The following is a 17,217-nucleotide window of genomic DNA, read 5'->3' as shown; positions in this document are numbered from 1 at the left end:
CTTTGAGATTTCCGAGGAAACCGTTGTGCGCAAATTGGTCTGGATAGTCGCGGCACTGGCATTGGCAGGATGTGGTGAAGGCAAGAGTGTAGACGCGCAAAAGCCGAAAACGCCGGTTGCGACTGCCCCTGCGATGGCCTCTGCTCCGCAGTGGGATCTCGAGGTGCGCGGCGAAACGCCTCAGGCTGTCAGTGATCTGAGCGGTTGGCTGATCGAGCATGCATTTGTTCCGACGGTAATCAAGGACAGCAGCGGCAAAGTGCGAATTCTGATTGGCCCTTTCAACTCCAAGGCTGAGGCCGAAGCTCGGCAGGTGCAGGTCGATGCGGCATTGGCAAAGGCCAAAAAACGGAATATCGAATCGGTGGTGATCGAGCATCCGATCCAGCCGTAACATTGGTTTCAGCGGAGCAGCTTAAAGGGTGTCGGATGCGATTCGTCTTATACGAGTCACTTACGATTTCTTGAAGGAGCTCCGCATGGCCTCCGCCAATCCCTACAAGCTCTTCAGTGCTGTGCTGCAGCGTACAAGCCGGTTGAGCCCGCACTTGTTGCGGATCACCTTTGCCGGTCCTGAAATTGCCAATATGGCCACCTGGGCGCCCGATCAGCGGGTCAAACTTTTTTTCCCTGCCGCAGATGGTTCTCCTGCAAATCTTGCGCAGGAGGAAGGTTGGTACGCGCGTTTCCGTTCGATGTTGGCGAGTCGCCGTCCGGCGATGCGTACTTACACGATTCGTCATCTGCGTACCGAACAAGGTGAGGTCGACATTGATTTCGTCTTGCACGGCGAGACAGGACCGGCTTCGCGCTGGGCGTTGCGAGCGCAGCCGGGCGAGTCGATGCAAATCCTTGCGCCTGACAACCGCTTCTCTGCGAAGGAAGCCGGAGGATTCGAGTGGCGGCCGCCTCAGGCCCTCAAGCAAGTATTGCTGGTTGCCGACTCGACGGCGTTGCCGGCAGCCATGGGCATTCTTGATGAGTTGGCTGCCCTTGCTGATCCACCCCAGACGCAAGCTTTCTTCGAAGTCGACAGTGCCCACGACATGCTTTCAGTGCCTGACTGGCCGGGGCTTACAGTTCAATGGCTGATCCGTGAGCAGGCAGATACGCCAGTCGCCGGGATGTTGATGGTTGAGGCGGTGCGGCAGGCGACTTTGCCCATTCATGCTTCCTCAGCGAGCCAGGCCATCGAACTCGCTGAGGTCGATGTGGATAAAGATATTCTTTGGGAAATCGCCAATACGGCGGAAGAAGGATTTTACGGCTGGATCGCCGGCGAAAGTGCGGCGGTCATGAGCTTGCGCAAATACCTTATCAAGGACTGCGGGATCCCTCGTGAATCGCTCAACCTGATGGGATATTGGCGCTACAACAAGCCTGGCGGCTAGCCACAAAAAAGGCCTCGAACATAACGTTCGAGGCCTTTTTTGTTCTGCGATCAGCCGCAGGCTTTCATGCTCACCGGGCCGACGAATTCGTTGCCGCGCCCCATCACGCACGCCACACTTTGATTGCGCTGGCGTTCCCAGTCTTGCACCGGGTAGGTCTTGTCCCACGCCTCATACAACTGCCGGTCCTGTTTCGACAGGCGCAAGCCGTATTGCTTGCTCATGTAGAAATACGTGCGGGCAATCATGCCGCGAATTGAAGGGCGGGGCATGACCTTCTTGGCCTTGAAGTCGACCTGGGTCAGGCAAGAGCCGTACTGACCGGATTGCACTGGCAGCCAGCCATAGCTGAAATTGCTGCGATCGCCATTGACCTCGCCAATGCTCGGTACCAGGTTATGCAGGTCAGCTTCGGCCTTTTGGTAGATCGGGTCGTAGCGTGTGCAGTTCTTGCGTCCGCCTTCCTGCCAGCATCGGCGCTGATGGCCGAACTGCCAGGCGGGCACGATGTGCTCCCATTCGATACGTGACGCGCGCTTGGCATTTTTGCGCGGTACGTAACCGCAGGCTTTCAAATCAACCCGGTTGCCGGTGTATTTGCAGCCGCAATAGAACTCGGTGGACTGCGGTGCGTACAGCTTCCAGGCGACCTTCTTGGCTTCGGAAAATGTGCGAGGCGCGCCCGCTTGGGCGCCCAGGGCGATGAACAGCAAGAGCAAAGCAAAACAGCGGACAATCATTGAATCAATCTTCCTTCGGCACAACCCAAAAAATCTGCACGCCGCCGTCGTCGCGGTAGGCGAGGGTAACGTTGTCGTTCTCGTCGATTTCCTCGAGCAGGCGCTCCCAGTCATCCATCGGCTCGTCCGGCAGACGGAAGATCAATGCGGCTTTGGCTTTCTGTGCGGTGGGGGAATTGATGATTTTTTGAACGCGCATACCCATGCGTTCATAAGCGTCAGGAGCATCAGGGGAGGTGGCCACGAGGTTATCCTTATTAAGCTGTACGTGCATACAGTATTTAACTGTAAGCATTTTCGCAACTGCTTAAAATTCAAGAAAATCTTCTGACAGCGCTTTTCCGATTTTGGTGTAGGGCGAGTCGAATTTTTTGTGGGGAAGATGCACGCGTGGTCGTAGGCGACGCACCACCCGCCAATCCGGCGAGTGGTGAGAAGATTGCCCCATCAAGAGTCGATCGGGCGAAGGTCAATCAGTATTCCCAGAACATCCGTTGCAGCTCTTTGCTGTCATTGGTTTTGGTCAGTGCGACCATCGCCAGGATGCGGGCTTTTTGCGGGTTCAGGTCGTGAGCGACGACCCAGTCGTACTTGTCGTCAGGTTGTTCGGCATTGCGCAGAACGAAGCCGCCAGCGTTGACGTGGGACGAACGGATGATTTGCACGCCATCTTTGCGCAGGGCTTGCAGTGAAGGGACCACGCGCGAGGACACCGAGCCGTTACCAGTGCCAGCGTGGATGATGGCTTTGGCGCCGGATTGGGCGAGTGCCTTGTAGGCGGTATCGCTCACGTTGCCGTAGGAATAGGCGATTTCTACGTCAGGCAGGCTCTTGATGTTTTTGATGTCGAACTCGGAATCCATGGTGTGACGCTTGGCTGGCAAACGGAACCAGTAGGATTTGCCTTCAACCACCATGCCCATCGGGCCCCAGGCACTTTTAAAGGCCTCGGTCTTGATATTGATCGTTTTGCTCACGTCACGACCGGACTGGATCTCATCGTTCATGGTCACCAGTACGCCTTTGCCGCGAGCTTCTTTGCTGCTGGCCACCGCGACGGCGTTGTACAGGTTGAGCATGCCATCAGCGGACATGGCGGTACCTGGACGCATCGAGCCGACGACGATAATCGGCTTTTCTGTCTTCTCTACCAGGTTCAGAAAGTAAGCGGTTTCTTCCAGCGTGTCGGTGCCGTGGGTGATGACGATGCCGTCGACATCTTTGCTGTCAGCCAGCTCGGCGACGCGACGTCCCAATTGCAGCAGGTTGTCGTTAGTGATGCTTTCCGAGGCGATCTGCATGACTTGTTCGCCACGCACATTGGCCAGTTTGCTCAATTCAGGAATGCCGGCAATCAGTTGCTCGACGCCGACTTTGGCTGCCTGGTAAGTGGCGCTGTTGGCGGCGCTGGCGCCAGCCCCGGCAATAGTGCCGCCGGTGGCGAGGACCACGACGTTGGCGAGTTTGGTCTGGGTTTCGACTTCTTTTGCCTGAAGCGCAGTCGGCAGGAGCAGGAGGAGGGCCAAAGCGCCCGGGACGAAGGTGTTGAAAGCAGATTTCATTATTTTTCTCTCTAGTAGTGAGACGGTGCTGATGCAGGTTCATCTAGATGCGCCCCGAGCCGATCTGGATGCCGGGGTGCGGTGTAGGGAGCAGGATCTGTACCAGCCGTACTTTGCGTTAGAGAAATGTTTAACCTGATGATTTACATCAGTATTTTGTGATTCTAAAAAGAGCGACTGACTCTCGGTATCCGGGTTTCCGAACAATGCGGGCCTTCATGTTCGGCTCTCCGAAACGGACTACTGCTTCTGTCGAACGAATCGGGTTGCCGTATCTGGAATAGGTGCTAAAGAAACCTTGGCGCTGGCCGATGCGTGTTCAGGGAAACTAAAATTTAGGGAGTTCTCATGTCACTGACGATCGGTTTATCCAATCCCGCTGCTGTCACCATCGGCGGCAAAACCGCTGCGACGATCAATGCATTGAGTGAAGCGGAAGCGGACGCTTCTGCCGAGGCGCTGGGCGTCGAGAAAGAAGAGAGCAATCAGGTTAGAACCGGTGGTCCCGCGGAAGAGGGCAGCAAGGCTGAAAGCGGCGACAACCTGAGCATTACCGTCAAGATGCTGCTGAAGCGGATGCAGGAATTGCAGAAGCAACTCCAGGAACAGCAGCAGCAACTGGCTGCGGCACAAGCTCAGAGTTATCCGACGCCGGAGGCCAAATCGCAAGCTGTCATGTCCATTCAGGGGCAGATCGCGCAAACCAGCGGCGCGATGGCGGAAGTAGCGGGGGCGCTGGTCAAGGAAATGTCCAAGAGTTCCACCAGTGGCAATCTGGTCAGCACCACAGCATAGATAGCAAAGGGGGCGAGTCGAATGATTCGTCCTACGATAAATGGTGATTTCCGATTGTTGACAAATCGCGGCCAGCTTCGCATAGTTCGATCTACGCAAACGTTTGCGCGGCTTCCTCTAGGTACAGCTCAATCGGTGGAAGCGCTGTAGCTTACGTCGGCGCAAACGTTGCTCAGAATAATCATAAGATCGGAGTGAACCCATGAAGCTGCCATTTGCTGGACGTCTTCTTGCTGTCGCTATGCTGGCTGCCACAGCCGCTGCATTACCCGTCTCTTCGGCGTTCGCCGAATCCCCGGAAAAACCCAAAGTCGCACTGGTCATGAAATCTCTGGCCAACGAATTCTTCCTGACGATGGAAGATGGCGCCAAAGCCTACCAAAAAGAACACGCCGCCGATTTCGACCTGATCTCCAATGGCATCAAGGACGAGACCGATACCGCAGGCCAGACGCGCATCGTCGAGCAAATGATTCTGGCCAAGGTCAATGCCCTGGTCATCGCGCCTTCTGACTCCAAGGCCATGGTGCCGGTGATCAAGAAAGCCGTCGATGCCGGTATTACCGTGATCAACATCGACAACCAGCTCGATCCGCAAATTGTCAAAAGCAAAAATATCAGCGTGCCATTCGTAGGCCCGGACAACCGCAAAGGTGCACGTCTGGTAGGCGAGTATCTGGCCAAACAGCTGAAGGCCGGTGACGAAGTCGGCATCATTGAAGGCGTGTCCACGACGACCAACGCTCAGCAGCGTACCGCTGGCTTCAAGGATGCGATGGAGGCGGCGCAGATCAAGGTGGTTTCCCTGCAGTCCGGTGACTGGGAGATCGATAAAGGCAACAAGGTTGCCGCGTCGATTCTCAGTGAGTACCCGGATGTCAAAGCGTTGCTGGCCGGTAATGACAGCATGGCCGTCGGTGCCGTTTCTGCCGTGCGTGCTGCCGGCAAGGCAGGCAAGGTGCAGGTTGTCGGCTATGACAACATCAATGCCATCAAACCAATGTTGAAGGATGGTCGTGTACTGGCGACTGCGGATCAATATGCCGCCAAGCAAGCGGTGTTCGGTATCGAGACCGCGCTGAAAATCATCAAAGGCGAGAAGGTCGACAGCGGTACCAATGGCGTGATTGAAACGCCGGTCGAACTGGTCACCAAGTAAGTCCTCTGGCGATACAACGGCGCTCGCCCGATCGGGCGAGCGCATGGAGATTTTTATGTCAGTTTCCGCTCCGAACGCTGTCCTCTCGGTCAGCGGTATCGGTAAGACCTATGCGCAACCGGTGCTCACGGGCATTGATTTGACGCTGATGCGCGGTGAAGTACTGGCGCTGACCGGTGAGAATGGCGCCGGTAAAAGCACCCTGTCGAAGATCATTGGCGGTCTGGTTACCCCGACCACTGGCCAGATGCAGTTCCAGGGCAAGGACTATCGTCCGGGTAGCCGTACCCAGGCTGAAGATCTCGGCGTGCGCATGGTCATGCAAGAGCTCAATCTGTTACCGACACTGTCGGTGGCGGAGAACCTGTTTCTCGACAACCTGCCGAGCAACGGCGGCTGGATCAGCCGCAAGCAATTGCGTAAGGCAGCCATCGAGGCCATGGCACAGGTAGGGCTCGATGCGATCGATCCGGACACCCTGGTCGGCGAATTGGGCATCGGGCATCAGCAGATGGTCGAGATCGCCCGCAACCTGATCGGCGATTGCCATGTGCTGATTCTCGACGAGCCGACCGCGATGCTTACGGCGCGTGAAGTCGAAATGCTTTTCGAGCAGATCACTCGCCTGCAGGCGCGCGGCGTCTCGATCATCTATATATCCCACCGTCTCGAAGAATTGGCCCGAGTCGCGCAGCGTATTGCTGTGCTGCGTGATGGCAACCTGGTGTGCGTCGAGCCGATGGCCAATTACGACAGCGAGCAACTGGTCACGCTGATGGTCGGGCGCGAATTGGGCGAACACATCGACATGGGCCCGCGCAACATCGGTGCCCCGGCGTTGACGGTCACTGGTCTGACTCGTTCCGACAAAGTGCGCGACGTCTCGTTCGAGGTGCGTGCCGGGGAGATCTACGGGATTTCCGGTCTGATCGGAGCAGGGCGCACCGAACTGCTGCGGCTGATTTTTGGTGCCGACGTCGCTGACAGCGGCACGATTGCACTGGGCTCGCCAGCGCGAGTGGTGAGCGTTCGTTCGCCGGTCGACGCGGTGCGCAATGGCATTGCGTTGATCACCGAAGATCGCAAAGGCGAAGGCTTGCTGCTGAGCCAGTCGATCAGCGCCAACATTGCCTTGGGCAACATGCCGGAAATTTCCAGTGGTGGTTTCGTCAACAACGGCGACGAAATTTCACTGGCGCAACGACAGATCGACGCAATGCGCATCCGCAGCTCGAGCCCGACACAGTTGGTTTCGGAACTGTCCGGGGGTAATCAACAAAAGGTCGTGATCGGTCGCTGGCTGGAGCGTGATTGTTCGGTGCTGCTGTTCGATGAACCGACTCGTGGCATCGACGTCGGTGCCAAGTTCGACATCTATGCCTTGCTCGGTGAGCTGACGCGCCAGGGCAAAGCGCTGGTGGTGGTGTCCAGTGACCTGCGTGAATTGATGCTGATCTGCGACCGGATCGGTGTGTTGTCGGCGGGGCGTCTGATCGACACCTTTGAGCGCGACACCTGGACCCAGGATGATTTGCTTGCTGCCGCGTTCGCCGGCTACCAAAAACGTGATGCGTTGCTCAACGAAGCGGCGCCTAGGGATCTCCCATGAAAACTGCATCTCCTGCCAGCAAGCGTAGTGGCAACTTTTACGGGCTGGGCACCTACCTGGGGCTGGCCGGTGCACTGCTGGCGATGATTGCGCTGTTCTCGGTCTTGAGCAGCCACTTTCTGTCCTATAACACTTTCAGTACGTTGGCCAACCAGATTCCCGACCTGATGGTGCTGGCCGTCGGCATGACCTTCGTGTTGATCATTGGCGGTATCGATCTGTCGGTGGGCTCGGTACTGGCGCTCGCGGCATCAACGGTCAGCGTGGCCATGCTTGGTTGGGGTTGGAGCGTGTTACCGGCGGCGTTGCTCGGTATGGCGGTCGCGGCATTGGCGGGCACTGTCACAGGTTCCATTACCGTGGCCTGGCGCATTCCTTCGTTCATCGTTTCTCTCGGTGTGCTGGAAATGGCCCGAGGTCTGGCTTACCAGATGACCGGCTCGCGCACGGCTTATATTGGGGATTCGTTCGCCTGGTTGTCGAACCCGATCGCTTTCGGTATTTCACCGTCGTTTATCATTGCCTTGCTGGTGATTTTTATTGCGCAGGCGGTTTTGACGCGCACGGTGTTCGGACGTTACCTGATCGGTATCGGTACCAACGAGGAAGCGGTGCGGCTGGCGGGTATCAATCCAAAACCCTACAAGATTCTGGTGTTCAGCCTGATGGGCCTGCTGGCCGGTATCGCCGCGCTGTTTCAGATTTCTCGGCTGGAAGCGGCGGACCCGAATGCGGGCTCCGGTCTGGAGCTGCAAGTGATTGCTGCGGTGGTGATCGGCGGCACCAGCCTGATGGGTGGGCGCGGTTCGGTCATCAGCACTTTCTTCGGCGTCCTGATCATTTCCGTACTGGCGGCCGGTCTGGCGCAGATCGGTGCCAGCGAACCGACCAAGCGCATCATCACCGGTGCGGTGATTGTGATCGCGGTCGTGCTCGATACCTATCGCAGCCAACGCGCCAGTCGGCGGGCTTGAAACATGGCGACAATCAAGGATGTGGCGGCGCTCGCGGGGATTTCCTACACGACCGTGTCTCACGTGGTGAACAACACACGACCGGTCAGTAAAGAGGTCCGGTTGAAAGTCGAGGCGGCCATCAAAAGCCTCGATTACGTGCCGAGTGCGGTGGCGCGCTCGCTGAAAGCCAAAACCACTGCAACCATTGGCTTGCTGGTGCCCAACAGTCTCAACCCGTACTTCGCCGAGCTGGCGCGGGGCATCGAGGATTACTGCGAGCGTAATGGCTACTGTGTGATCCTCTGCAACTCCGATGACAACCCGCAAAAGCAGCGCAGCTACTTGCGTGTCCTGCTGGAAAAGCGCGTCGACGGCTTGATCGTCGCGTCGGCCGGCGGTGACAGTGGTCTGGCGCAGGGGCTGGCCGGGGTAAAGACGCCAATGGTGATTGTCGACCGTGGACTGGATGGCGTGGATGCCGATCTGGTGCGCATCGACCATGAGTACGGCGCTTACCTCGCGACCCGTCATCTGCTGGAGCTTGGCCACCGCGATATCGCGACCATTGGCGGCCCTGCGAGCACCAGCGTGGCGCAAATGCGTCAGGCCGGTTTTTGCCGGGCGCTGGAAGAGGCGGGCATCGACGTGTCGCCAGCGCGCATGCTTGAGAGCGATTTCACCAGCACCGGCGGTTACAACGCAGCGACGACGCTACTTGCGAGCGACCCGCCGAGCGCGATTTTTGCCGGGAACGACATGATTGGCATCGGGGTGCTGCGAGCGGCGGCTGAGCGCAAGGTGCGAGTACCGAGCGAGCTGTCGGTGATCGGCTTTGACGATATCCAGATGAGCCGTTACGTGTACCCGGCTCTGACCACCGTCGGCCAGTCGATCCTGCAACTGGGCGAGATGGCGGCTGAAGTGCTGCTGCGAAGGATTGCTACCCCAGGCCTGGTCACTGATCAACGGATCGTGACCCCGAGTATTGTCTTGCGCGAATCGACTGCGCCGCTGTCCGGCGTGTTCACCGAGTACCGCTGAAACCGAATTGACGAGTAGTGATGTATGCCAGCAAATGTAGTGGTAATAGGCAGCCTGAACATGGATCTGGTCACCCGGGCGCCACGGCTGCCCCGTGGCGGTGAAACGCTGATCGGACATTCCTTTGCCACCGTCTCTGGTGGCAAGGGCGCTAACCAGGCGGTGGCTGCCGCGCGCCTAGGTGCGCAAGTGGCGATGATCGGCTGTGTAGGCAGCGATGACTATGGCGTGCAGTTGCGCGAAGCATTGCTGGTCGAGCAGATTGACTGTCAGGCGGTCAGCGTTGTCGAGGACTCCAGTGGCGTGGCGCTGATCGTGGTCGATGACAACAGTCAGAACGCGATCGTGATTGTCGCCGGTGCCAACGGCGCCATGACGCCGGCGGTGATCGACCGCTTCGACGCCGTGTTGCAGGCCGCCGACGTTATCATCTGCCAGCTTGAGATTCCGGATGCAACCGTGGGCCATGCGCTCAAGCGTGCGCGTGTGCTGGGCAAGACCGTTATCCTCAATCCTGCCCCTGCCAGCCGTCCATTGCCGGCAGACTGGTTCGCAGCCATTGATTACCTGATTCCCAACGAAAGTGAAGCCGCTGCCTTGAGCGGGTTGCCGGTTGATTCGCTGGAAACTGCAGAAAGCGCGGCAAGTCACCTGATCGCGATGGGCGCAGGCAAGGTCATTATCACCCTTGGCGCTGAGGGCTCGTTGTTCGCCAATGGCAAAGGCTTCGAGCATTTCCCGGCGCCGAAGGTGAAGGCCGTCGATACCACGGCAGCGGGGGACACCTTTGTCGGTGGTTTTGCCGCTGCGCTGGCCGGCGGCAAGTCCGAGGCCGAAGCGATCCGCTACGGGCAGATTGCCGCCGCTCTGTCGGTTACTCGCGCCGGCGCGCAGCCTTCCATTCCAACCATGTCCGACGTACAGGCCTTTAAACCCGCATGAAAAAGACTCCTTTGCTGAACGTCGCGCTGTCGCGACTGATCGCATCTCTGGGCCATGGCGACATGGTGGTGATTGGTGATGCCGGCTTGCCGGTGCCGCCGGGTGTCGAGCTGATCGACCTGGCGCTGACCCATGGTGTCCCGGACTTTGTCAGCACCCTGAAAGTCGTGCTAAGCGAGATGCAGGTGGAAAGCCATGCGTTGGCCAAGGAAATCTTCGACAAGCAACCGACTGCGTTGACCACGCTCGACGCGTTGAATGACGAAGGTGCGCTGGGTCGTCGCGATCTGCTCAGTCATGAGCAATTCAAGGTTCTTAGCCGACAGGCACGGGCGATTGTTCGTACAGGCGAATGTCAGCCGTACTGCAACATCGTTCTGGTGGCTGGTGTAACGTTCTAACTTTCGATTTCACATGCACAAGGAATGCGCCATGCAACGCTATGCTCAAAAACTGCACCAACTGCTCCGGAGTCTGCTGCTTTTGTCCCTGATATCTGCAACCGGCGCTCACGCGGCGGAAAAAATCGACCTGATCATCGACACCGATCCGGGTGCCGACGACGTGGTCGCCTTGCTGTTCGCGCTGGCCTCGCCGGACGAACTGAACATCCGTGCGTTGACCACCGTGGCTGGCAACGTGCGCCTCGACAAGACTTCGCGTAACGCACGCCTGGCTCGCGAGTGGGCGGGGCGCGAGGATGTACCCGTCTACGCCGGCGCGCCGAAGCCGCTGATGCGCACGCCGATCTACGCCGAGAACATCCATGGCAAGGAAGGCCTGTCGGGTGTCACCGTGCACGAACCGAAAAAAGGTCTGGCTGAAGGCAGTGCTGTCAATTACCTGATCGATACCCTCAAACAAGCCAAGCCACACAGCATCACCATCGCCATGCTTGGCCCGCAGACCAACCTTGCACTGGCATTGATCCAGGAGCCCGAGATTGTGCAGGGCATCAAGGAAGTGGTGATCATGGGTGGCGCGCACTTCAACGGCGGCAACATCACCCCGGTGGCGGAATTCAACCTGTTTGCCGATCCGCAAGCTGCTGAAGTGGTACTCAAGAGCGGCGTGAAGCTGACCTATCTGCCACTGGACGTCACCCACAAGATTCTTACCAGCGATGCGCGCTTGAAGCAGATTGCTGCGCTCAACAACAACGCGAGCAAAATTGTCGGCGACATTCTCAACGAGTACATCAAAGGGGATATGGAGCATTACGGCATTCCGGGTGGCCCGGTGCATGACGCTACTGTCGTGGCTTATCTGCTCAAGCCAGAACTGTTCACCGGTCGCTCGGTAAACGTCGTGGTTGATAGTCGTGAGGGGCCGACTTTCGGTCAGACCGTCGTCGATTGGTATGACGGTCTCAAGGCGCCGAAGAATGCATTCTGGGTGGAAAATGGCGACGCTCAAGGGTTCTTCGATCTGCTGACCGAACGCCTGAAACGCCTGAAGTAATACCCTGTCCGCAGGTGCCAGCCTGCGGATTTATTCCCCCAGCGCGTGCTCGGTCTGTTCGATCGGGTACCGTTCGAAAATCTGCTTGATGAATTGCTGGGCCGCTTCGGTGCCCAGCTCTTTGACCAATAGATCGATACCAATAAGCGCCAACTCTTCAGTGGACCCCGGGCTGTAGGAACTGTATCCGTCTGCCCATTTGGCTTTGATGTCGGCGTCGATGCTTACACTGGTCATGATGAGGCTCGAAAAGTCGGGAGGTCTGTGTGCCGAGTTAACCATTTTGTCGGGCATTTGGCACTGCGACTTAGGCATGAGCGGAGCGCTATGCGACACTTGGTCTTTTCCGGCGAATTCAAGGACAGTGCTGTGCAGATCGATTTGAATACCCCTGACGGCCTTACGCTTGATGCTGTGCGTCGATTGCTGGCCTCGGCCAGCGATGATGAACACACGCAGTTGCGAGTGACCAAAGGCGGTATGGCTTACATCTCTTCGGGTGTGACGGGCGGGCAGGACATCGATGGCTTGTTGTTTCGCTTGGAAACATGGGCCAAGGGGTCGGGTTACGTTGGCAACGTTGCGGCCAGCGACGAGGTTTGGGTGATGCAAATTTTCAACGCGCTCAAGGACAATTGGCCGAATCCGCCCTATGACTACATCGACGTTTACTGAGCTCGTTAATATTCAGTCACGATTGATTGATGAGTGGCCCGCGCCGCTCAGGCACACTCGGCGTTTTTCCGATTGTGTGGCCGGGTGACGGCATTTGTCATGAAACCAAACGTTGGATCGGCGGTCGCACGATCTCAGCAAACTATTTGAAAACAAGGAGGCTTCATGCCTTTGAAGTTCGCATCACTGGGTGCACTAATGGCCGTGGCCATGTTGGCCGGTTGCAGCACAACCTCCAGCGAGTCGGCAAAGGATCCTGTGGCGACCGAAGCCGGTCATAGCCGCTGTGAAGCAACGGCAGCGGAGTTCGCCATTGGCAAGAAAGCTTCGCCCGTCCTGTTGGAACAGGCTCGCGCCAAGGCTGGTGCGCAAAACGCCCGCTTCCTCAAGCCAGATGACATGATTACTCTGGAATACCGCTCGGATCGCTTGAACCTGAATACCGACAAGAGTCTGGTGGTCACCCGCGTCAACTGCGGCTGATACCGGCAGCTTTTCCTGCAGGCATAAAAAACCCCGTCACATGGACGGGGTTTTTTTAGTGCGCCGAGAAATTACTCTGGGCGAACCTGTGCAGCTTGCATACCCTTTTGGCCTTTCTCAGCCACGAAGGAAACGGTCTGGCCTTCTTTCAGGCTTTTGAAACCGTCGCTTTCGATAGCTTTGAAGTGTACGAACAGGTCGTCACCGCCACCTTGAGGAGTGATGAAGCCGAAGCCTTTTTCATCGTTGAACCACTTAACGGTGCCGGTTTGGCGATTAGACATGGTGTATCTCCAAGAAACATATATTTTTCAGTACTGTGCTGCTCAGGCCAACTGGGCACACCGGGATATCATAGTCGAAATGTTCGCTTTGTAACCCCCCGGACGTGCTGTTTGCCAGTCAGTCGCGTTTTCTTTACTGCCTGTTTCGGCTGGAAGCCCCGGATTCAAAGGCTTTTAGTCGAAAGTAAAGACTATAAAAAAACCTGTAAAACCTGCATAAATCGATCAGAACAGCTCAAAACAAGAGACTTTTCGCAGGTTTCAGTTTGCTCAAAATGAATTTTTTGTCACTTTTTCGCCGGCGTGTTGGCCTTGCATTTGGCAATCTGGCCCAGTGCTTTCTGTTGCAGTTCAGGCGTTGCCTTGTTGTCCATCAAAGCCTGAATGTCGCTAGCGGGATAAGACTTGATTGCATCAGCGCCGCACGCGCAGTGAGCCTTCGCCGCTGCAGCGCCGATCTGAGGCGTTGCGGCCTGCGAGCATTGCGCCATGTATTTATCACGTTCGCCCTTTGGCCAGTCTGCGTGAGCACTCAACGGCAGCAGTAGAACAATAGGGGCGACTACCGCGAACAGGGTATTCAGACGCATGTGAGGATGCTCCTTGTGGGTCAATGTCTTGTTATCTGATGGCTGAATGGCCAATCAAGTTCAGCACTCTGGCATAAAACGGACGATTTGCCTCACGGCAAGGCGAGAGTACATCGGCGACCGTTCATCTGTGCTAGCATGCCCGACTCGGGCGTTTGCAGGCTCCGGATGACCTCTAGTCCCGGCAGCGGCAGCGTACGAAAATCCCGATTTGAATCCCAGTCACTCTGGTTCGGTTTCCGGTTGGCCGCAAGGCTCCTGCCGCTGTAAGGCAGGCGTTCGTCATTGAATGGCCTGGATCGGATCTTGTACTGGCTCATCCCAACCCACGTGACCTTTGGTAGGGGTCACCACTAGGAGAGGAGGCGCCATGCCAACTATTACTCTTCCCGACGGCAGTCAACGTTCATTCGATCACCCGGTTTCCGTAGCCGAGGTCGCCGCATCCATTGGTGCTGGTCTGGCCAAGGCCACTGTGGCCGGCAAGGTCAATGGCCAACTGGTCGACGCCAGTGACATCATCGACAGCGATTCGACGCTGCAAATCATCACGCCAAAGGATGAAGAGGGGCTGGAGATCATTCGCCACTCTTGCGCCCACCTGGTTGGCCATGCGGTCAAGCAGCTGTATCCGACGGCTAAAATGGTCATCGGCCCGGTCATTGACGAAGGCTTCTATTACGACATCGCCTTCGAACGTCCTTTTACTCCGGACGACATGGCTGCCATCGAGCAGCGCATGCAGCAGTTGATCGAGAAAGATTACGACGTCATCAAGAAAGTCACTCCGCGCGCTGAAGTGATCGAAGTGTTCAAGGCTCGCGGCGAAGACTACAAGCTGCGCCTGGTCGAAGACATGCCGAACGAGCAAGCCATGGGTTTGTACTATCACGAAGAGTACGTCGACATGTGTCGCGGCCCTCACGTGCCGAACACACGTTTTCTGAAGTCCTTCAAACTGACCAAGCTGTCCGGCGCTTACTGGCGCGGCGATGCCAAAAACGAGCAATTGCAGCGCGTTTACGGCACTGCATGGGCTGACAAGAAACAGTTGGCAGCCTACATACAGCGTATCGAAGAAGCTGAAAAGCGCGATCACCGCAAGATCGGCAAGCGCCTGGGCTTGTTCCACACTCAGGAAGAGTCCCCGGGTATGGTGTTCTGGCACCCGAACGGCTGGACTCTGTACCAGGTGCTCGAGCAGTACATGCGCAAGGTGCAGCGTGACAACGGCTACCTTGAGATCAAAACGCCACAAGTCGTTGATCGCAGCCTGTGGGAGAAATCCGGGCATTGGGCCAACTACGCCGACAACATGTTTACCACTCAGTCGGAAAACCGTGACTACGCCATCAAGCCGATGAACTGCCCGTGCCACGTGCAGGTGTTCAATCAAGGCCTGAAAAGCTACCGCGAACTGCCGATGCGTCTGGCCGAATTTGGTGCCTGCCACCGTAACGAGCCATCGGGTGCGCTGCACGGCATCATGCGCGTGCGTGCGTTCACTCAGGACGACGCCCACATCTTCTGCACCGAAGAGCAGATGCAGGCCGAGTCTGCTGCGTTTATCAAACTGACCATGGACGTTTATCGCGACTTCGGCTTCACCGATGTCGAAATGAAGCTGTCCACTCGTCCGGAAAAACGCGTTGGTTCCGACGAGTTGTGGGATCGCGCAGAAGCCGCATTGGCCGCAGCCCTTGACAGTGCGGGCCTTGCGTACGATCTGCAGCCGGGTGAGGGCGCGTTCTACGGTCCGAAGATCGAATTCTCGCTCAAAGATTGCCTTGGTCGTGTCTGGCAGTGTGGTACCCTGCAGCTCGATTTTAACCTGCCTATCCGTCTGGGAGCCGAATACGTCTCCGAAGACAACAGTCGCAAGCACCCGGTAATGTTGCACCGGGCGATCCTTGGATCCTTCGAACGATTCGTCGGAATCCTGATCGAGCACTACGAGGGTGCATTCCCTGTGTGGCTGGCTCCGACCCAGGCAGTGATCATGAACATCACTGACAAACAGGCCGATTTTGCCGCCGAGGTTGAAAAAACTCTCAACGAAAGCGGTTTTCGTGCCAAGTCTGACTTGAGAAATGAAAAGATCGGCTTTAAAATCCGTGAGCATACTTTGCTCAAGGTTCCCTATCTCTTGGTTATCGGAGATCGGGAAGTCGAGATGCAGACTGTCGCTGTGCGTACTCGTGAAGGTGCTGACCTGGGCTCGATGCCCGTCGCCCAGTTCGCTGAGTTTCTCGCGCAAGCGGTTTCCCGGCGTGGTCGCCCAGATTCGGAGTAATTACTATTAAGCGTGAAATGAGACAAGATAAACGAGCTGCACCGAAAGCCCCGATCAACGAGAATATCTCGGCACGCGAGGTTCGGTTAATTGGGGCTGAAGGTGAACAGCTTGGGATTGTGTCAATTGAAGACGCGCTTCTTAAGGCTGAAGAGGCCAAACTGGATTTGGTGGAAATTTCCGCCGATGCAGTACCCCCTGTTTGCAAACTGATGGATTACGGCAAATCGATCTTCGAGAAGAAGAAGCAGGTTGCCGCAGCCAAGAAAAACCAGAAGCAGATTCAGGTTAAAGAAATCAAGTTTCGTCCAGGGACGGAGGAAGGGGATTACCAGGTAAAACTGCGCAACCTGGTACGTTTCCTGAGTGATGGGGACAGGGCCAAGGTATCCTTGCGATTCCGCGGCCGTGAGATGGCCCACCAGGAGCTGGGGATGGAACTCCTCAAGCGAGTTGAAGGTGACTTGCTCGAGTACGGTTCGGTCGAACAGCATCCTAAGATGGAAGGACGCCAACTGATCATGGTCATCGCCCCGAAAAAGAAGAAGTAATCAATAGGGCACGGCAGGCCTTCTGATTATGTTTATCAACTGAATGCGGAGTACCGAACATGCCAAAGATGAAAACTAAAAGTGGTGCTGCTAAGCGGTTTCTGAAAACTGCTAACGGTATCAAGCACAAGCACGCTTTCAAGAGCCACATCCTGACTAAAATGTCGACCAAGCGTAAGCGTCAACTGCGCGGTAGCAGCTTGCTGCATCCGTCGGACGTCGCAAAAGTCGAGCGCATGCTGCGCCTTCGTTAATTTTAGTCAAGAATAGAGGAAGTAACTCATGGCTCGTGTAAAGCGTGGCGTCATGGCGCGTAAGCGCCACAAGAAAATTCTGAAACTTGCTAAAGGCTACTACGGTGCACGTTCGCGCGTATTCCGTGTTGCCAAGCAAGCGGTTATCAAGGCTGGCCAATACGCCTACCGTGACCGTCGTCAGAAAAAACGTCAGTTCCGCGCTCTGTGGATCGCTCGTATCAATGCTGGTGCTCGTGTTAACGGTCTGTCCTACAGCCGTTTCATCGCTGGCCTGAAAAAAGCGTCCATCGAGATCGACCGTAAGGTTCTGGCTGATCTGGCAGTGAACGAAAAAGCGGTGTTTGCTGCGATTGTCGAGAAAGCTAAAGCCACCTTGGCTTAAGTACCCCCGACAATCATCTGGCCTCACTTTCGTGGGGCCAGGTGGT

The 17,217-nt window shown here is 56.7% G+C and carries 22 protein-coding genes; 16 read left to right on the top strand and 6 right to left on the bottom strand.

Going from position 1 to position 17,217, the window contains the following annotated elements; all coding sequences use genetic code 11:
- Positions 1–25 precede the first annotated feature (25 nt).
- Positions 26–394 carry an SPOR domain-containing protein gene (locus AB4P91_RS23030; protein WP_150594709.1) on the top strand — a complete coding sequence of 123 codons (369 nt, stop codon included), beginning with the start codon at positions 26–28 and terminating at the stop codon, positions 392–394.
- An 85-nt stretch (positions 395–479) separates the two neighbouring features.
- Positions 480–1,391, top strand: a complete 912-nt coding sequence (locus AB4P91_RS23025) for a siderophore-interacting protein (protein ID WP_150596891.1) — start codon at positions 480–482, stop codon at positions 1,389–1,391.
- Positions 1,392–1,441: 50 nt separating this feature from the next.
- Here AB4P91_RS23025 and AB4P91_RS23020 read toward each other — a convergent pair whose 3' ends face one another.
- The 3 genes from AB4P91_RS23020 to AB4P91_RS23010 all read right to left on the bottom strand — a co-directional run bounded on the left by AB4P91_RS23020 (position 1,442) and on the right by AB4P91_RS23010 (position 3,693).
- Positions 1,442–2,131 (bottom strand): endonuclease, encoded by a 690-nt coding sequence (locus AB4P91_RS23020; RefSeq protein ID WP_150594711.1) that lies wholly within the window; start codon positions 2,129–2,131, stop codon positions 1,442–1,444.
- A gap of 4 nt (positions 2,132–2,135) precedes the next feature.
- Positions 2,136–2,405: a DUF1654 domain-containing protein gene (locus tag AB4P91_RS23015; protein ID WP_090282667.1), complete on the bottom strand. Its 270-nt coding sequence runs from the start codon at positions 2,403–2,405 to the stop codon at positions 2,136–2,138.
- Between the two features lie 199 nt (positions 2,406–2,604).
- Positions 2,605–3,693, bottom strand: a complete 1,089-nt coding sequence (locus AB4P91_RS23010; protein ID WP_150594712.1) for an asparaginase — start codon at positions 3,691–3,693, stop codon at positions 2,605–2,607.
- Positions 3,694–4,041: 348 nt separating this feature from the next.
- On the opposite strand from AB4P91_RS23010, the gene AB4P91_RS23005 reads away from it, so the two are divergent.
- From AB4P91_RS23005 to AB4P91_RS22970, 8 genes are all read left to right on the top strand, one after another.
- A complete protein-coding gene (locus AB4P91_RS23005) occupies positions 4,042–4,488 on the top strand; it encodes a hypothetical protein (protein WP_150594713.1) in 447 nt (148 codons plus the stop codon).
- 202 nt (positions 4,489–4,690) lie between these two features.
- Entirely contained in the window at positions 4,691–5,647 is a 957-nt protein-coding gene (locus AB4P91_RS23000; RefSeq protein ID WP_150594714.1) for a sugar ABC transporter substrate-binding protein, read from the top strand.
- 55 nt (positions 5,648–5,702) lie between these two features.
- The gene (locus AB4P91_RS22995) at positions 5,703–7,256 is read left to right on the top strand and encodes a sugar ABC transporter ATP-binding protein (protein ID WP_395603786.1); all 1,554 of its coding nucleotides are present in this window, start codon (positions 5,703–5,705) and stop codon (positions 7,254–7,256) included.
- A complete protein-coding gene (locus AB4P91_RS22990) occupies positions 7,253–8,230 on the top strand; it encodes an ABC transporter permease (protein ID WP_150594716.1) in 978 nt (325 codons plus the stop codon). The genes AB4P91_RS22995 and AB4P91_RS22990 overlap by 4 nt, the downstream gene beginning before the upstream one ends.
- A gap of 3 nt (positions 8,231–8,233) precedes the next feature.
- On the top strand, positions 8,234–9,253 hold the full coding sequence (locus AB4P91_RS22985; RefSeq protein WP_395603785.1) for a LacI family DNA-binding transcriptional regulator: 1,020 nt from the start codon (positions 8,234–8,236) through the stop codon (positions 9,251–9,253).
- Positions 9,254–9,277: 24 nt separating this feature from the next.
- Positions 9,278–10,195 carry a ribokinase gene (gene rbsK / locus AB4P91_RS22980; RefSeq protein ID WP_150688419.1) on the top strand — a complete coding sequence of 306 codons (918 nt, stop codon included), beginning with the start codon at positions 9,278–9,280 and terminating at the stop codon, positions 10,193–10,195.
- The gene (gene rbsD, locus AB4P91_RS22975; protein ID WP_150594719.1) at positions 10,192–10,596 is read left to right on the top strand and encodes a D-ribose pyranase; all 405 of its coding nucleotides are present in this window, start codon (positions 10,192–10,194) and stop codon (positions 10,594–10,596) included. The genes rbsK and rbsD overlap by 4 nt, the downstream gene beginning before the upstream one ends.
- A gap of 31 nt (positions 10,597–10,627) precedes the next feature.
- Complete coding sequence (locus tag AB4P91_RS22970) at positions 10,628–11,656, top strand: nucleoside hydrolase (protein WP_150594720.1); 1,029 nt, start codon at positions 10,628–10,630, stop codon at positions 11,654–11,656.
- Positions 11,657–11,686: 30 nt separating this feature from the next.
- On the opposite strand, the gene AB4P91_RS22965 is transcribed toward AB4P91_RS22970, so the two are convergent.
- Entirely contained in the window at positions 11,687–11,893 is a 207-nt protein-coding gene (locus AB4P91_RS22965; protein WP_395603784.1) for a hypothetical protein, read from the bottom strand.
- 132 nt (positions 11,894–12,025) lie between these two features.
- On the opposite strand from AB4P91_RS22965, the gene AB4P91_RS22960 reads away from it, so the two are divergent.
- Together AB4P91_RS22960 and AB4P91_RS22955 are read left to right on the top strand one after the other, a co-directional pair.
- The gene (locus AB4P91_RS22960; protein WP_042562020.1) at positions 12,026–12,331 is read left to right on the top strand and encodes a hypothetical protein; all 306 of its coding nucleotides are present in this window, start codon (positions 12,026–12,028) and stop codon (positions 12,329–12,331) included.
- A 165-nt stretch (positions 12,332–12,496) separates the two neighbouring features.
- The gene (locus tag AB4P91_RS22955; protein ID WP_395603783.1) at positions 12,497–12,814 is read left to right on the top strand and encodes an I78 family peptidase inhibitor; all 318 of its coding nucleotides are present in this window, start codon (positions 12,497–12,499) and stop codon (positions 12,812–12,814) included.
- Positions 12,815–12,885: 71 nt separating this feature from the next.
- On the opposite strand, the gene AB4P91_RS22950 is transcribed toward AB4P91_RS22955, so the two are convergent.
- Entirely contained in the window at positions 12,886–13,098 is a 213-nt protein-coding gene (locus tag AB4P91_RS22950; RefSeq protein ID WP_003179963.1) for a cold-shock protein, read from the bottom strand.
- Between the two features lie 287 nt (positions 13,099–13,385).
- Entirely contained in the window at positions 13,386–13,688 is a 303-nt protein-coding gene (locus AB4P91_RS22945; protein WP_042558691.1) for a hypothetical protein, read from the bottom strand.
- Between the two features lie 370 nt (positions 13,689–14,058).
- On the opposite strand from AB4P91_RS22945, the gene thrS reads away from it, so the two are divergent.
- From thrS to rplT, 4 genes are read left to right on the top strand one after another with little or no spacing between them, the layout of a single operon-like run.
- Positions 14,059–15,981, top strand: coding sequence for a threonine--tRNA ligase (gene thrS, locus AB4P91_RS22940; RefSeq protein ID WP_395603782.1), 1,923 nt, complete (start codon positions 14,059–14,061; stop codon positions 15,979–15,981).
- A complete protein-coding gene (gene infC / locus AB4P91_RS22935; protein ID WP_176469887.1) occupies positions 15,981–16,532 on the top strand; it encodes a translation initiation factor IF-3 in 552 nt (183 codons plus the stop codon). The genes thrS and infC overlap by 1 nt, the downstream gene beginning before the upstream one ends.
- Before the next feature lie 59 nt (positions 16,533–16,591).
- Complete coding sequence (gene rpmI / locus AB4P91_RS22930) at positions 16,592–16,786, top strand: 50S ribosomal protein L35 (protein ID WP_002553160.1); 195 nt, start codon at positions 16,592–16,594, stop codon at positions 16,784–16,786.
- Positions 16,787–16,814: 28 nt separating this feature from the next.
- Entirely contained in the window at positions 16,815–17,171 is a 357-nt protein-coding gene (gene rplT / locus AB4P91_RS22925; protein ID WP_042558693.1) for a 50S ribosomal protein L20, read from the top strand.
- Positions 17,172–17,217 lie beyond the last annotated feature (46 nt).

The organism is Pseudomonas sp. B21128 (genome assembly GCF_044218865.1).
GTDB classification, from domain to species: Bacteria; Pseudomonadota; Gammaproteobacteria; order Pseudomonadales; family Pseudomonadaceae; genus Aquipseudomonas; species Aquipseudomonas iridis.
Note: the sequence above shows the minus strand (reverse complement) of the source record. Positions and strands in the feature narration are given on the sequence as shown.

Excerpts from the sequence above, each read along its gene's own strand:
- AB4P91_RS23020 (WP_150594711.1), bottom strand. The coding sequence starts at position 2,131 with ATGATTGTCCGCTGTTTTGCTTTGCTCTTGCTGTTCATCGCCCTGGGC.
- AB4P91_RS22985 (WP_395603785.1), top strand. The coding sequence starts at position 8,234 with ATGGCGACAATCAAGGATGTGGCGGCGCTCGCGGGGATTTCCTACACG.
- AB4P91_RS22945 (WP_042558691.1), bottom strand. The coding sequence starts at position 13,688 with ATGCGTCTGAATACCCTGTTCGCGGTAGTCGCCCCTATTGTTCTACTG.
- AB4P91_RS23000 (WP_150594714.1), top strand. The coding sequence starts at position 4,691 with ATGAAGCTGCCATTTGCTGGACGTCTTCTTGCTGTCGCTATGCTGGCT.
- AB4P91_RS23010 (WP_150594712.1), bottom strand. The coding sequence starts at position 3,693 with ATGAAATCTGCTTTCAACACCTTCGTCCCGGGCGCTTTGGCCCTCCTC.
- thrS (WP_395603782.1), top strand. The coding sequence starts at position 14,059 with ATGCCAACTATTACTCTTCCCGACGGCAGTCAACGTTCATTCGATCAC.
- rbsK (WP_150688419.1), top strand. The coding sequence starts at position 9,278 with ATGCCAGCAAATGTAGTGGTAATAGGCAGCCTGAACATGGATCTGGTC.
- rbsD (WP_150594719.1), top strand. The coding sequence starts at position 10,192 with ATGAAAAAGACTCCTTTGCTGAACGTCGCGCTGTCGCGACTGATCGCA.
- rplT (WP_042558693.1), top strand. The coding sequence starts at position 16,815 with ATGGCTCGTGTAAAGCGTGGCGTCATGGCGCGTAAGCGCCACAAGAAA.
- AB4P91_RS23025 (WP_150596891.1), top strand. The coding sequence starts at position 480 with ATGGCCTCCGCCAATCCCTACAAGCTCTTCAGTGCTGTGCTGCAGCGT.
- AB4P91_RS22955 (WP_395603783.1), top strand. The coding sequence starts at position 12,497 with ATGCCTTTGAAGTTCGCATCACTGGGTGCACTAATGGCCGTGGCCATG.
- AB4P91_RS23005 (WP_150594713.1), top strand. The coding sequence starts at position 4,042 with ATGTCACTGACGATCGGTTTATCCAATCCCGCTGCTGTCACCATCGGC.
- AB4P91_RS22970 (WP_150594720.1), top strand. The coding sequence starts at position 10,628 with ATGCAACGCTATGCTCAAAAACTGCACCAACTGCTCCGGAGTCTGCTG.
- rpmI (WP_002553160.1), top strand. The coding sequence starts at position 16,592 with ATGCCAAAGATGAAAACTAAAAGTGGTGCTGCTAAGCGGTTTCTGAAA.
- AB4P91_RS22990 (WP_150594716.1), top strand. The coding sequence starts at position 7,253 with ATGAAAACTGCATCTCCTGCCAGCAAGCGTAGTGGCAACTTTTACGGG.
- AB4P91_RS23015 (WP_090282667.1), bottom strand. The coding sequence starts at position 2,405 with ATGCACGTACAGCTTAATAAGGATAACCTCGTGGCCACCTCCCCTGAT.
- AB4P91_RS22965 (WP_395603784.1), bottom strand. The coding sequence starts at position 11,893 with ATGACCAGTGTAAGCATCGACGCCGACATCAAAGCCAAATGGGCAGAC.
- AB4P91_RS22995 (WP_395603786.1), top strand. The coding sequence starts at position 5,703 with ATGTCAGTTTCCGCTCCGAACGCTGTCCTCTCGGTCAGCGGTATCGGT.
- AB4P91_RS22950 (WP_003179963.1), bottom strand. The coding sequence starts at position 13,098 with ATGTCTAATCGCCAAACCGGCACCGTTAAGTGGTTCAACGATGAAAAA.